The organism is Streptomyces mayteni (assembly GCF_054783955.1).
On record NZ_BAAGPR010000152.1, the window covers coordinates 1 to 13625 of the forward strand.

Annotated in this window: 15 protein-coding genes; 1 reads left to right on the plus strand and 14 read right to left on the minus strand. The window is 73.6% G+C overall.

What is annotated here, in order from left to right; all coding sequences use genetic code 11:
* The 3 genes from ACYVPE_RS36470 to ACYVPE_RS36480 form a co-directional block, all read right to left on the minus strand.
* Positions 1 to 1745, minus strand: a 1745-nt coding sequence (locus tag ACYVPE_RS36470) for a chromosome segregation SMC family protein (protein ID WP_461038121.1), incomplete at its 3' end; no start/stop codon positions are given.
* Between the two features lie 223 nt (positions 1746 to 1968).
* Complete coding sequence (locus ACYVPE_RS36475) at positions 1969 to 2175, minus strand: hypothetical protein (protein WP_132815916.1); 207 nt, start codon at positions 2173 to 2175, stop codon at positions 1969 to 1971.
* A 335-nt stretch (positions 2176 to 2510) separates the two neighbouring features.
* The gene (locus ACYVPE_RS36480; RefSeq protein ID WP_461038122.1) at positions 2511 to 2840 is read right to left on the minus strand and encodes an acylphosphatase; all 330 of its coding nucleotides are present in this window, start codon (positions 2838 to 2840) and stop codon (positions 2511 to 2513) included.
* Positions 2841 to 2973: 133 nt separating this feature from the next.
* Between ACYVPE_RS36480 and ACYVPE_RS36485 the strand changes: the two genes are divergently transcribed.
* Positions 2974 to 3822: a CAP domain-containing protein gene (locus ACYVPE_RS36485; protein WP_461038123.1), complete on the plus strand. Its 849-nt coding sequence runs from the start codon at positions 2974 to 2976 to the stop codon at positions 3820 to 3822.
* Between the two features lie 16 nt (positions 3823 to 3838).
* Here ACYVPE_RS36485 and mutM read toward each other — a convergent pair whose 3' ends face one another.
* From mutM to ACYVPE_RS36540, 11 genes are all read right to left on the minus strand, one after another.
* Positions 3839 to 4687 (minus strand): bifunctional DNA-formamidopyrimidine glycosylase/DNA-(apurinic or apyrimidinic site) lyase, encoded by an 849-nt coding sequence (mutM, locus tag ACYVPE_RS36490; RefSeq protein ID WP_461038124.1) that lies wholly within the window; start codon positions 4685 to 4687, stop codon positions 3839 to 3841.
* A complete protein-coding gene (rnc, locus tag ACYVPE_RS36495; RefSeq protein WP_461038125.1) occupies positions 4680 to 5474 on the minus strand; it encodes a ribonuclease III in 795 nt (264 codons plus the stop codon). Before rnc ends, mutM begins: the two co-directional genes overlap by 8 nt.
* A 19-nt stretch (positions 5475 to 5493) precedes the next feature.
* Complete coding sequence (gene rpmF / locus ACYVPE_RS36500; RefSeq protein ID WP_120683031.1) at positions 5494 to 5667, minus strand: 50S ribosomal protein L32; 174 nt, start codon at positions 5665 to 5667, stop codon at positions 5494 to 5496.
* A gap of 2 nt (positions 5668 to 5669) precedes the next feature.
* A complete protein-coding gene (locus tag ACYVPE_RS36505) occupies positions 5670 to 6275 on the minus strand; it encodes a YceD family protein (RefSeq protein WP_461038126.1) in 606 nt (201 codons plus the stop codon).
* A 219-nt stretch (positions 6276 to 6494) separates the two neighbouring features.
* Positions 6495 to 7595: an ATP synthase subunit B family protein gene (locus ACYVPE_RS36510; RefSeq protein ID WP_461038127.1), complete on the minus strand. Its 1101-nt coding sequence runs from the start codon at positions 7593 to 7595 to the stop codon at positions 6495 to 6497.
* A gap of 69 nt (positions 7596 to 7664) precedes the next feature.
* Positions 7665 to 8144: a pantetheine-phosphate adenylyltransferase gene (gene coaD / locus ACYVPE_RS36515; protein ID WP_461038128.1), complete on the minus strand. Its 480-nt coding sequence runs from the start codon at positions 8142 to 8144 to the stop codon at positions 7665 to 7667.
* Positions 8145 to 8170: 26 nt separating this feature from the next.
* Complete coding sequence (gene rsmD, locus ACYVPE_RS36520; RefSeq protein ID WP_461038129.1) at positions 8171 to 8770, minus strand: 16S rRNA (guanine(966)-N(2))-methyltransferase RsmD; 600 nt, start codon at positions 8768 to 8770, stop codon at positions 8171 to 8173.
* A gap of 95 nt (positions 8771 to 8865) precedes the next feature.
* Positions 8866 to 9342 (minus strand): DUF6227 family protein, encoded by a 477-nt coding sequence (locus ACYVPE_RS36525; RefSeq protein ID WP_461038130.1) that lies wholly within the window; start codon positions 9340 to 9342, stop codon positions 8866 to 8868.
* 185 nt (positions 9343 to 9527) lie between these two features.
* Positions 9528 to 10043: a hypothetical protein gene (locus tag ACYVPE_RS36530; protein WP_461038131.1), complete on the minus strand. Its 516-nt coding sequence runs from the start codon at positions 10041 to 10043 to the stop codon at positions 9528 to 9530.
* Positions 10044 to 10187: 144 nt separating this feature from the next.
* The gene (recG, locus tag ACYVPE_RS36535) at positions 10188 to 12341 is read right to left on the minus strand and encodes an ATP-dependent DNA helicase RecG (protein WP_461038133.1); all 2154 of its coding nucleotides are present in this window, start codon (positions 12339 to 12341) and stop codon (positions 10188 to 10190) included.
* A gap of 130 nt (positions 12342 to 12471) precedes the next feature.
* A partial coding sequence (locus tag ACYVPE_RS36540; RefSeq protein WP_461038132.1) for a DAK2 domain-containing protein occupies positions 12472 to 13625 on the minus strand: 1154 nt, incomplete at its 5' end.

Genomic DNA, 13625 nt, shown 5'->3' on the forward strand with positions numbered 1-13625 from the left:
CGCGGTGCCGCCGGCTCGTCCTCCGGCACGCCGCCGAGCAGCAGCGCGGCGCGGCCGGCGTCCTGCTTGCGGAGCAGGCGCAGCGCCTCGACGGCGGTGGCGGGCCCCTCCACGGCGACGGCGTCGGCCGCGGCGCCCAGCGCGGCTGCCACCTGGACCTCGAATCCCGGGGCGACGGTGAGCAGTTCGGCGGCGGGGCCGAGCAGCCCGGCCAGCTGGTCGCCGGCGGCGAGCAGCGCGCCGCTGCCGTCCTTGCGGCGCAGCCCCAGCGCGAGCGCGTCGTGCCGGGCGGAGACGGCGGCCCGCTCGCGTTCGGTGGTGGTGACGGCGTCCCTGGCGCGGCTCAGTTCGGCCTCGGCCGCGGCCAGTTCCGCCTTGGCGGCCTCGTGCTCGCCGGCGAGCCCCGTGTCGTCCGCGTCGAGGTCGGCGACCTCGGCGCTCAGCGCCTCGTACTCGCGCCGCGCCTCGGCGGCCCGCTCCGCGGCCTCGTCGCGGGCCACGGCCAGCCGGTCGATCTGGGTCTGGGCGGTGGCGGCCCGGCCGCGCGCGGCGTTGGCCTGGCCGTGCAGCCTGGCGAGCCCCTCGCGCCGGTCGGCGATGGCGCGGGCCAGGTCCTTGAGCCGCCGCTCCTCCTGCGCCAGCCGGCGCTCCAGCTCCGCGCGGTGGTCGACGGTGTCCTCGAGCGCCCGGCTCGCCGCCTCGAGCGCGGCGGTGAGCTCGGCCTCCTGCTCGCGGATCCTGGCCGCCTCGCGCTCCATGTCCTCGGGGTCGCGGCCGCGGCGCTCCTCGGGGACCTGGGAGGTGACGCTGGTGACCCGGGCGTCGGCCAGGCTGATCGTCGAGCGCACCCGCTCGGCGAGTTGGGAGAGCGCGTACCAGGTGTCCTGGGCGCGCTGCACGCGGGGCGTGAGCGTCCGCACCTCCTGTTCGAGCTCCGACTCCCGGCGCAGCGCGTCCTTCAGCCGCGCCTCGGCGCTCTCCTTGCGCTCCTTGAGCGCGGCCTCGTCGGCGATCTCGGCGCGCAGCGCGCCCCGTTGGGCGACGAGGTCGTCGGCGAGCAGCCGCAGCCTGGCGTCCCGCAGGTCGGCCTGGATGACGGCGGCCCGCCTGGCCACCGCGGCCTGCCGGCCGAGCGGCTTGAGCTGCCGCCGCAGTTCGTCGGTGAGGTCCTGCACCCTGGCGAGGTTGACCTGCATCGCGTCGAGCTTCCGCAGCGCCTTCTCCTTGCGCTTGCGGTGCTTGAGCACGCCGGCGGCCTCCTCGATGAAGGCGCGGCGCCCGGTGGGGTCGGCGTGCAGCACGGAGTCCAGCTGGCCCTGGCCGACGATCACGTGCATCTCGCGGCCGATACCGGAGTCGGAGAGCAGTTCCTGGACGTCCAACAGCCGGCAGGTGTTGCCGTTGATCTGGTACTCGCTGCCACCGTTGCGGAACATGGTCCGGGTGATGGTGACCTCGGTGTAGTCGATCGGCAGCGCGCCGTCCGAGTTGTCGATGGTGAGGGAGACCTCGGCGCGGCCCAACGGCGGGCGGCCCGTGGTGCCGGCGAAGATGACGTCCTCCATCTTGCCGCCGCGCAGCGACTTGGCGCCCTGCTCGCCCATGACCCAGGAGAGCGCGTCCACCACGTTGGACTTGCCCGAGCCGTTCGGCCCGACCACACACGTGATGCCGGGCTCCAGGCGCAGCGTCGTGGCCGAGGCGAAGGACTTGAACCCGCGCAGGGTCAGGCTCTTGAGGTGCACGCCGTGCGACTTTACCGGGCAACGTGGCCCGATTCGTCCTTTGGACGATTCGCCGTTTCGATATGGAGGAAGGAGGGCACATCAGTGAGTAGGCCGACGCGATCAGTCGTCGGTCGGGGTCCCGGGTTCGGCCGGGAGGAGGCCGGACATGACGAAGGGACGCCGAAGCGTCCCTCGCATTATCCGCTAGCAGTGCCTTCGCGGCCCGGCCTCGTCCTTGAGGTCAGGTCAGAGCAGGCTCCGCCTTGGGCATGTCGATGCTGTCGAGCACCGAGTCGCCGTGCCGAGCGGCGGCGGCCAGCGCGTCGTTCTCCGCCTGGACCCGGAGGAGCTGGGTCTCCAGGTCCTGCACGCGCTGCTGAAGCCGTCGCATCTCGGCGAGGACTCGGGGGTCGGAGCCGCCGACGTGTCCGAGAAGCGCCTTTGCCATGATGGATGGTCCTCCACACTGAGTGACCGACCGAAGCCGTTGGTGGGTCGTGAGGGATTGAACCCGCGACGTCCGCTTCGCCCCCGATTTTCAGGGCCACACAGCTGGGATGCGCGGGAGTTTCAGCGTCTCACCAAAAAGTGGGACGGTCAACACGATCACACCGCGTAGAGCCTGGGGCGGCTGGGCCGCCGACCGCCCACGACGAGGGGCGGTGGTTTCGGTCCTCGGGAGCGGAGAGTGGCCCCCGGGCGGTTTCTGGCGGCAGCCTTGCACGTCGGAGCGGGGTTGGCAAGCAGTTTCCGGGACATTCCCCCGGTGTGGGGCGGTACCCCTCAGCGGATCGCGAAGTCCCGGTAGCCGCCACGGGGTGTGTCCCATATCTCGGTCACGCCGTCCACCTGGCCGGGCGTGTCGCCCTCCCGCAGCCAGGCGAGCAGCCGCTCGCAGTGGCCCCGCGGCCCTTCTGCCACCACCTGGACCCGGCCGTCCGCGAGGTTGAGGGCGAAGCCGCTCAACTCCCCCACGGCCAGGGCCGTGGCGCGGGTGAACCAGCGGAAGCCCACGCCCTGCACCCGGCCACGCACCCAGACGGTCAACCGGACGTGCTCGGCAGGGTCGAGGGGCTCGCCCGGGTCGTCGGAGGGGGGCGCGGGGTGATCCATGTGACGCACGCTATCCCGGCTTTTCACTTCCGGGCACTTCCGTCACCGCCACGATGCCGTACAGTCACGCGATGACGAATCACCCGATCGGGTGAGCGATGATCTTCACTGAGTGACGAGGACGGTGCTCTGCATGGGACGCCATCGCCGACGCCGGGGGCACGCGCGTACCGGCCTGGTCGGTGCCTCCGCAGCCCTCACGGTGGGCGCGGTGGCCGTGGGATCGGGACTGCTGCCGGGGCTCGGCCAGGGCTTCGGCCTCAACAACGAGCCCGACGACGTGCAGGCCCAGGACCAGCGGGCGTCGACCCGCCCCTCCACGCTGACGCCCTCGCCCTCCACCGAGCTCGGCGGGCAGGAGGAGCGGACGCCCGAGGAGGACCCCAGCACGGAGCCGGCCGAGGAGACGACCCGGCCGGACACGGAGCCCCCGTCGCCCTCGCCCGAGGAGTCCTCGGCCCCGCCGACCACCGAGGCGCCCGAACCGACCCCGGACGAGACCGAGTCCACGACGCCGGCGCCCACCACGCCGACCGAGGAGGCGGAGCAGAGCCCCACCAGCCCGCCGCCCACCACCGACGAGCCGACCCAGAGCACGGACCCGGAGACGGCGATGGCCGAGGCGGTGCTGACGCTCGTCAACCAGGAGCGGGCGAACGCCGGCTGTGAGCCGGTCACGCTGGACACCGGGCTCTCCCGGCTGGCCGCCGCCTTCAGCCTCGACATGGCCAACCGCGCCTTCTTCGACCACACCGACCCGGACGGGCTCACCCCCTGGGACCGGGCGTTGACCGCGGGCATAGCCAACCTCGGCGGTGAGAACATCGCGCGCGGCCAGCAGGACGCCCAGGCCGTGATGGACGCCTGGATGGACAGCGAGGGGCACCGCGAGAACATCCTCAACTGCGAGTTCCGCACCCTGGGCGTCGGCGTCCACCTCGGCGACGGCGGCCCCTGGTGGACGCAGGACTTCGGCTACTGAGGCCGAGCCCCGCGCCTCACCCGGGCGGCCGCTGGCAGCGCGGGCAGAAGTAGCTCGACCGGTTCATCCACGGACTGCGCCGCACCGCGGTGCCGCAGCGCCGGCACGGCTCGGCCTCGCGGCCGTAGACGTCGAGCGAGCGGTCGAAGTACCCGGACTCGCCGTTGACGTTGACGTAGAGGCTGTCGAAGCTGGTGCCGCCGACGGCCAGGGCCGCGTTCATCACGTCCCTGACGTGGCCGACCAACTCGGCAGTCGTGCGCCTGGTCAGCGTGGCGGTGGGCCGCTCGTGGTGCAGCCCGGCCCGCCACAGCGACTCGTCCGCGTAGATGTTGCCGACACCGCTGATCAGCGACTGGTCGAGCAGCGCCCGCTTCACGGTGGTCCTGCGGCGGCGCAGCGCCGCGTGGAACGCCGCCTCGTCGAACTCGGGGTCGAGCGGGTCGCGGGCGATGTGCCCTATCACGTCGGGCAGTCCGTCGGCGGCGAGCGGGTGCAGCGAGAGCCCACCGAAGGTGCGCTGGTCGACGAAGCGCAGCTCGCCCCCGGCGGCGTCGGCGAAGGTGATCCGCACCCTGAGGTGCTTCTCGTCGGGCGCGCGGCCCGTCTTGACCAGCAGTTGGCCGCTCATCCCGAGGTGGGCGAGGAGCGCGAGGTCGGTGCCGAGCGGCAGCCACAGGTACTTGCCGCGCCGCCGCACGCCGGAGACCTCCGCGCCGCGCAGCCGGTCGGCGAAGTCGGCGGCGCCCGCCTGATGACGGCGCACGGCGCGCGGGTGCAACACCTCGGCGTCGACCACCGTGCGGCCGTCGACCCAGCGTTCGAGGCCGCGTCGTACGACCTCGACCTCGGGTAGTTCAGGCACCGGCCCCGTCCTCTTCGGCCTGGTCCTGGTGTCCGTTGGCGTTGGCCGCGTTCCGCGCGTCGACGGCGGAGCGGATCGCGCGCCAGGCGGTCTCCGCGGCCTGCTGCTCGGCTTCCTTCTTGCTGCGACCTGTGCCGGTGCCGTAGGTCTCGCCAGCGACACGGGCGGCAGCGGTGAAGGTCTTCTCGTGGTCGGGACCCGTCTCGCTGATCACGTACTCGGGCACGCCGAGGCTCTCGGCCGCGCTCAGCTCCTGGAGGCTGGTCTTCCAGTCGAGACCCGCGCCGAGGTTGGACGAACGCTCGATCACCGGGTCGAAGAGCCGGTGGACCAACTCGTCGGCCGCCGAAAGGCCCTGGTCGAGATAGACCGCGCCGATCACGGCCTCCAGCGTGTCCGCGAGGATCGACGCCTTGTTCCGGCCGCCGGTGCCCTCCTCGCCCCTGCCGAGCCGGACGAAGGCGCCCAGATCCAGACCACGGGCGACCTCGGCGAGCGCCCTGGCCTGCACGACGGCCGCCCGCAACTTGGCGAGCTGGCCCTCGGGCAGGTCGGGGTGCTTGCGGTAGAGGGTGTCGGTGACGACCAGGCCGAGCACCGAATCCCCCAGGAACTCCAGCCGCTCGTTGGTGGGCAACCCACCGTTCTCGTAGGCGAAGCTGCGGTGGGTGAGCGCACGCACCAGAAGGGCGGGCTCAAGCCGGTAGCCGAGCCGCCCTTCCAGAATCACGAGGGACGAGGCCGTGTCCTCCGACGCCTGGGGTTGCCCCCTCTTGGCGTGTGACATGAAGCCTGTCACCCGCCGATCAGACCTCGAGGACCTGACGGCGGTTGTACGTGCCGCAGTTCGAGCACGCGGTGTGCTGGAGCCTCGGCTCCTGGCAGCGCTCGCAACGCACCAGGTTGGGGGCAGCGGCCTTCCACTGCGACCGGCGGTGGCGCGTGTTGCTGCGCGACATCTTCCGCTTCGGAACAGCCACGGCTACTTCTCCTGTGGATCGTCCCCGCTGTCGCGGGGTGCCTTCTCTTGGTTGCCTTCCGAGCCGGCCGACCGTTGGCCGGCGAACTCGCGCAGCGCCGCCCAACGGATGTCGACGGCTTCGTCATGCTGGTGGTCCGGATCGTCCGCGAGCCGCGCCCCACAGTCGGGGCAGAGGCCCGGGCAGTCGTCCCGGCACACCGGCTGCAGCGGCAGTGCGAGCACCACCGCGTCCCGCAGCACGGGCTCGAGGTCGAACAGGTCGGCCTGGAGGTACAGCGTCTCCTCGTCCCGCTCCTCGTCGGCCGGTTCGGCCGAGCGGCCGTACTGGCTTTCGAGGTCCGGGTAGGAGTACATCTCCTGGAAGTCCGCCTCGACCTCGAGGGTCAGCGGCTCCAGACACCTTACGCACTCCCCCGCGAGCGGCGCGCGGGCGGTGCCCGTGACGAGCACCCCCTCCATCACCGACTCCATGCGGAGTTCCACGTCCAGCTCGGCTCCCGTCGGCACGCCGATGACCTCGACGCCGAGGTCCGTGGGGGCCTCGACCGTACGGGAGATCCGCTTGAGCGCACCCGGACGCCGCCCCAGCTCGCGTGTGTCGAACACGAGGGGGGCTCGGTGATCCAGCGGGGCGTTCAGGGCTTTCTGCTTTCTCGCGATGGCGGTGGCCGCGTGGCGCCGCGCGACGGCTCCGGACCGAGTGGTGAGACCGGGGGCGGGGCGGCAACCGCGATCGAGGACGATGGCGCGGCCGAACAGTCAGCATACGTCACGGGCCGGCCGGCACCCAATCCGAGCCCGTTCCGTGCGGACCCGGCCGCGACCTCAGTGCTGACCCTGCTGGTAGCGGCGCAGCTGCTCCGCGTCGATCATGCTGGTGTCGAACAGGCTGGCCTCGTCCAGGGTGCCGGCCGGCCGGTAGTCGTAGGACGGCGGCTGGGTCGGCACGGCGGGGAGCGCCGGCTGGTTGCCGTAGGGGGCCGCCTGACCGTAGCCGTCCGCGGTGCCCTGCCCGCCGTAGCCGGCCTGGCCGGCGTACGGGTCCTGCGCCTGGTAGGCGTCCTGGGCCTGGTAGCTCTCCTGCTGGCCGTAGCCGCCGCCCTGGGCGTAGCTCTCCTGGGCGTAGCCGTCCTGCTGGCCGTAGCCGCCGGCAGACGCGGTGGGCTGGAGCGCCGCGTAGGGGTCGGCCACCGGATAACCGGTACCGGCGCCGGCCGGCTGCTCGGCCCTCGCCATCCCGAGGTAGTCGTAGATGCCCTGTTCCTGGTCCTGCTGCGGGTAGGCGCCGCCGTCCGCCCCGCCGGCCTCCTGGGCCGCCACGTGCTCGGCCAGCTCGTCGATCGGGCGGTGCCCGGTGAGCTTCTGCCGGCCGCGGCCGACGGCCTCCAGGGTCTTGCGGAGCACGGCCTCGATCGCGCCGAACTGGGCCTCCACGTAGGCCTCGGCGTTGGCCAGCAGCTCGGCCTGGTCGCCCCGCTCGGGGCCGAGCAGCTTCGCCCGGCCGCGGTCGACCGAGCCGATCGTCTTGCCGAGCACGACCTCGAAGTTGGCGAGCTTGCTGTCGACGTAGTCGTCGGCCTCGGCCTTGACCTCGGCCGCCTCCCGGCGGGCCTCCGCCAGGATCCTGGTGGCCTCGTTCCTGGCCTGCTGGGCGACCTCGGTGTTCTCCACCAGCGAGCCGCGCTCGGAGTGCGCGGCCTCGACGATCCGCCTGGCCTCCTCCTGCGCCTGGGCGACGACCTGCTCGCGGCCACCGAGCACCTCCTGGGCCTGGGCCAGGGAGCCGGGCAGCGCCGAGCGCACCTCCTCGAGATGCTCGAGCAGCTCGGGCCGGTTGATCACACAGGACGCCGACATCGGCATGCTCTTGGCGCTCTGGACCGCCGCGACGATCTCGTCGAGTTTCTGCTGTACGTCCACGAGCATCGAGGGTACGGGCAACGGGGCGCCGCCGGGCAGCGTTTGCGCCGCCCGGCGGCGAAGTGCCGGAACGGGTCAGTCGCGGGCCAGCTTCTCCCGGAGGGCGCGCAGCACCGGCTCGGGCACCAGGTGCGCGACGTCGCCGCCCCAGGTGGCGACCTCCTTGACGAGGCTTGAGGAGAGGAAGCTGTAGATCGGGTTGGTGGGGATGAACATGGTCTCCACGCCCGAGAGTCCGTTGTTCATCTGGGCCATCTGCAGCTCGTAGTCGAAGTCGCTCACCGCGCGGAGCCCCTTGACGATGGCCGGGATGTCCCGTTGCTTGCAGTAGTCCACGAGCAGGCCGTGGAAGGCCTCCACGACCACGTTGCCGTAGCTCTCGGTGCACTCCTGGATCAGGGCGATGCGCTCCTCGACGGTGAACAGGCCCTGCTTGGACTTGTTGATCATCACCGCGACGTGCACGACGTCGTAGAGCTTCGAGGCGCGGGCGACGATGTCGAGATGGCCATTGGTGATGGGGTCGAAGGACCCCGGACAGACTGCGCGGCGCAACGGTCTCTCCTCGTTATTCCGGTTCGTCATGACCGGTCGTTGGCATGGTCGGTGACGTGGTGGTCGGCGGTCCGGCCATACCAGAGCGTTCCCTCGCCGTAGCGGCGCGAACGCAGAGCGCCGAATCCGGCCGGCCACGCGAACGGCCCCCCACGGGTGCTCCGCTCCACGGTGACCACGGCCTCGGCCGCGAGCCAGCCGTTGGCGGCGAGTGTGAGAAGGATCTCCCGAAGGTCGTCGTCGTGGACGGCGTAGGGCGGGTCGAGGAAGGCCAGGTCGTACCCGGGGCCGGGGGCCGGCGTGGCGGCCAGCTGCTCGGCCCTGGCGGTGCGCTGCTCGGCGCCCGGCAGGCCGAGCGCCCGGATGTTCTCGCGGATGGTCCTGGCGGCCCTGGCGTCCTGCTCGACGAGCAGGGCGTGCGCGGCGCCGCGGGAGAGCGCCTCGAGGCCGACGGCGCCCGAGCCGCCGTACAGGTCGAGCACCCGCGCGCCGTCCAGTGGGCCCCACAGGGCGGACCAGGTGGAGAAGAGGCCCTCCCTGGCCCGGTCCGAGGTGGGCCGGGTGCCGCCGCCGGGCGGCACGGCGAGCCGCCGGCCGCCGGCGGTGCCGGCGATCACGCGCGTCATGGGCGTCCTTCGCAGAGCTCTTCCGTGGGGCCGGCTGTCCCCACCACGCTATACGGGACGCCGGCCGCCGGGGCCGCCAGGGCCCGCCGGCCGGGTCAGAGGACGGGCGGCTCCCACCGCCGGGCGGCGAGGCCCGCGGTGATCTCGTCGGGGTAGACCTCGCAGACCAGCCGGCGGTCCGGGGTGTGGTCGTGCTCCAACTCGTAGAGGCAGAGCTCGGTGTCGTCGGCCATCAGGAAGGCGTGCTCGTAGAGCGCGCACCAACGCCGGTCGTCCGGCCGGGGGTAGAGCTCGGGCAGCCGCTCGATGTCGTAGCCGCGAGCGCTGGTGACCAGCTCGATCACCTCGTCGCCCGGCCGGTCCTCGTTGACCGCGCGACGCAGCAGGCGCCGGGCGTGATCCCTGGAGTCCGCGCCGGGGTAGGCGCGTTGACCGGGGATGCGGACGCCGAGGGCGGCGGGCCTGGCGGCCCCGAACCCGGTGCCCGGCCAGGCACCGCCCATGAACATCCGCTCGAGCTCCGCGACGGACGGGGCCTCCCGCTCCGGCAGCGCCTCTGGCCGTTCGGTCATGCGGAATCCTCCCGGTTTGCCTCTCCTGAGCCCGCCCCTGGCGCACTCACCGTAGTGCCTCGACTGCGGTCCGGGTGACCGTTTTACCGAATCACGAACGGCCGCGCCAGGGGCGGAAATGCGGATACTTCTATGACGATCGGGACGAGCGTGAGGATCCCGCCTCCCGCCCGAATCCCACTCCGTCAGCCGTTCTGTGGCTCCGCCGAGCCCACCAGGGCTGGGGAGACGTAGCGCGACCAGGACAGGCAGCCGTCCGGCGGGCAGTACTCCGGGCGGCGCGGGTCGTGACCGAGCTCACGCAGCTTGGTGCGCACCGAGTCGGGCGTGCGGCCGAACCTGGCGGCGACCCTGGCTATGGTCTCGCCGGCGTGGAAGCGCTGGGTCAGGTCCTCCTCGTGCTGCGGCACCCAGGGGGCGCCGTGGCCGGGGAAGAGCTCGCGGAGGATGTCGCGGTCGGGGATCGGCTCGGCCACGTCGGCGGCCAGCGCCAGGGCGCGCAGCCCGCGGTTGAGGGCGATGCGCAGCGTGGGCACGTCGGCCAGCGGCATGGTGAGGGTGCCGGAGGCCGGCGGGGCGCCCCGCTGGCCCTCGCGCCAGCCGGTCAGGGTCAGGGTCACGGTGATGTCGTCGTCGCTGGCCAGCTCGATGCGGAAGATCTTGTCGCCGAGCGGCAGTTCGTTGGTGTGCCGGAATGCCATGCGAGCAACCCCCAGGGTCCTGGCGGCGCGCGGGCCTGGTGGGAACCCGCGCTCTCCGCCTTTCGACTGATGTCATCCTCGCAGGCGGCACTGACAATTGACGGCCCGTCAGATATCTCGTCGCGGCCCGGCTCGCGGCCTCCGTCAGCCCTTCTCCAGGAACTCCTCGCGGTCCGCGTCGAGCAGCGAGCCGAGGGCGGCGCGCAGCTCGGGCGCGCCGGCCAGCTCAGGGTCGGCGTCGACCAGCGCGGTGGCCTCGGCCCGCGCCTCGGCGATCAGCTCCTCGTCGTCGATGACGGCCAGCATCCGCAGGCTGCTGCGCCCGCCCGACTGGGCCTCGCCGAGCACGTCGCCCTCGCGCCGCTGCTCCAGGTCGATCCTGGAGAGCTCGAAGCCGTCCGTGGTGGCGGCCACCGCCTCCAGCCTGGCGCGGGCCTGGCCGCCCTCCGGCGCCTCGCTGACCAGCAGGCAGAGCCCGGGCGCCGCGCCGCGGCCGACCCGGCCGCGCAGCTGGTGCAGTTGGGAGACGCCGAACCGGTCGGCGTCCATGATCACCATGACGGTGGCGTTCGGCACGTTCACCCCGACCTCGATCACGGTGGTCGCCACCAGCACGTCCACCTCGCCGGCGGCGAAGCGGCGCATCACGTCGTCCTTGACGTCGGGCGCGAGGCGGCCGTGCAGCACCTCGACCCGCAGCCCGGCGAGCGGGCCGCCCGACAGCTGCTCCGCCACGTCGCGCACGGCGAGCGGCGGGCGCCGCTCCTCGCCCTCGGGTTCGCCCTCCGGATCGCCCTTCCCGGCGGCCGGCTCGTCCCCTGGTTCCTCCCCGATGCGGGGGCAGACCACGTACGCCTGGTGACCGGCGGCCACCTCCTCGCGCACCCGCTGCCAGGCGCGGTCCAGGAAGTGCGGCTTGTCGCGGGCCGGCACCACGTGGCTGGCGATCGGCGAGCGCCCCTCGGGGAGTTGGTCGAGGACCGAGGTCTCCAGGTCGCCGAAGACCGTCATGGCGACCGTGCGCGGGATCGGGGTGGCCGTCATCACCAGCAGGTGCGGCGGGCGCTCGCCCTTGCCGCGCAGCGCGTCGCGCTGCTCGACGCCGAACCTGTGCTGCTCGTCGACCACGACGAGCCCCAGGTCGTGGAAGCGCACCACGTCCTCGATCAGGGCATGGGTGCCGATGACCACGCCCGCCTCTCCGGTGGCGGCCTCGAGCAGGGCGCGCCGCCTGGCCTGGGCCCCCATCGAGCCGGTGAGCAGCGCGACCCTGGTGGCGCGCTCGGCGCCGCCCAGCATGCCCCCCTCGGCGAGGCCACCCAGCATCTCGGTGATCGAGCGGTGGTGCTGCTGGGCGAGCACCTCGGTGGGCGCGAGCAGCGCCGACTGGCCGCCGGAGTCCGTGACGGCCAGCATGGCGCGCAGCGCGACCAGGGTCTTGCCGCTGCCGACCTCGCCCTGGAGCAGCCGGTGCATCGGGTGGTCGCGGGCGAGGTCGGCGAAGATCTCCTCGCTGACCCGGCGCTGCCCGTCGGTGAGGGTGAACGGCAGCCCGGCGTCGAAGACGTCGAGCAGGCCGTCGGCGGCGGGCCGGCGGGGCACGGCGGGCTGCTGGGCCGCGACGCGGCGCCGGCGGGCCAGCGCGACCTGGAGCACGAACGCCTCGTCCCACTTGAGGCGGGAGCGCGCCTCGGTGATCTCGGCCCGGCCGCGCGGCCGGTGCACCTTCTCGAACGCCTCGGACAGCGGCAGCAGCCCGCGGCCGTCGCGCAGCGCCGGCGGCAGCGGGTCGGCGAGGCCGGCCCAGCCGGTGGCCGCGAGCGAGTCGAGCACGACGGCCACGGACTTGGCGATGCGCCAGGACTCGAGCTGCTTGCAGGCCGGGTAGAGGGGCAGCGGCCGGCCGGCGAACTCCGCGACCGCCTCGTCGCCCGACTCCTCGTCGAGCAGCTCGTAGGCGGGGTGGGAGAGCTGGAGGACGCGGTTGAACCTGGAGACCTTGCCGGCGAACATGCCGCGCCGGCCGGGCAGCAGCACCTTCTCGTGGTGGTGCACGGCGCGGTGGCCGAAGAAGACCAGCTGGAGCCGGCCCCGGCCGTCGGTGAGGGTCACCTCGAGGCGGGCCCCACGGCCCCGGTTGAAGGTGTGGGAGCGGGCGTCGGCGATCTCGGCGACCACCGTGACGTGCTCGTCGAGCGGCAGGTCGGCGAGGCCGGTCAGCTCGCCGCGCTCGGCGTACCGCCGGGGATAGTGGTGCAGCAGGTCGCCGACCGTGTGCAGGTCGAGGTGGGCGGCCATCACCTTGGCGGTGGTGCCACCGACGACCTTTCCCAGAGGTTGGGCCAGGGGCTCTTGCGGCGCGGTCACGCTGCCATTGCACACTATCCCGCCGACAACGCGTGCCGGCGCCGCCCGCTCGGCCGCCCGACTACTCGACGCCGATCAGCAGCGGCGTGCTCTGGCCGCCCGCGCAGACCACGGTGTCCACGCCCAGGTGGCCGCGGCGCACCTGTTCGCCGAGCCGGTCGGCGAGCCCGGCGGGCGCCCGGGTGCCGAGCACCAGGGTGACCAGCTCTCCGCCGCCGCCCAGCATGCGCTCCAGCACCTCGCTCGCCACCTCGGCCGGGTCGGCGCCGATCACCGCCACGTCGCCGTCGACGAGGCCGAGCACGTCGCCGGCCTGGCAGACCCCGGCCATGGTCCACGACTGCCGCTCCGCCACGTCCACCTCGCCGAACCTGGTGGCCCTGGCCGCCGCGGTCATGGCGACCACGTCCTCGTCGAAGCGGCGCTCCGGGGCGTGCACGGCGAGCGCGGCCAGGCCCTGGACCGGGGAGCGGGTGGGCACGACGGCGACCCGGACGCCGGCGACGCGGGCCTGCTCAGCGGCGGCGGCCGCGGCGTGCCAGAGCTCGTCGTCGTTGGGCAGCAGCACCACCTCGTCGGCGGCCGCGCCGACGATCGCGGCGGCCAACTCGCCGGCGCCTGGCGCCTCGCCTGGGCGGGCGGTCAGCGTGGTGGCGCCGGCCTCGGCGCAGAGCCCGGCCAGGCCGTCGCCTGGCAGCACCGTGACCACCGCGCGCCCCGTGGCGCGGGGGGCGCCCGCCGGGGGCGCGGCCTCGCCGCCGAGCGCGGTGATCGTGATCCGGTGCGGGCGGCCGGCCTCGACGCCGGCCTCCACCGCCTGGCCGGGCTCCGCGGTGTGCAGATGGACGTGCCACAGCCCGTCCCCGCCGCCTATGACGAGCGAGTCGCCGAGCGCGTCGAGCCGGTCGCGCAGCCTGGCGGTGGCCTCGTCCGACGCGTCGAGCAGATAGATGACCTCGTAGGAGGCGTGCGCCGCGACCGGGCACTCGGCGCCGCCGCGGCGGCGCGGCGCGGCGCGCGCCAGCCGCTCGCGGAACGAGATGTCGGGCGCGCGGCCGGACAACGCGGCGTCCAGCGCCTCGAGTATCGCGACCAGGCCGCAGCCGCCGGCGTCCACCACGCCCGCCTCGGCGAGCACCGCGAGCTGCCCCGGGGTGGCGGCGAGCGCGCCGCGGGCCCCGGCGCAGGCCGCCGCGACCACGTCGGCCGCGGTGG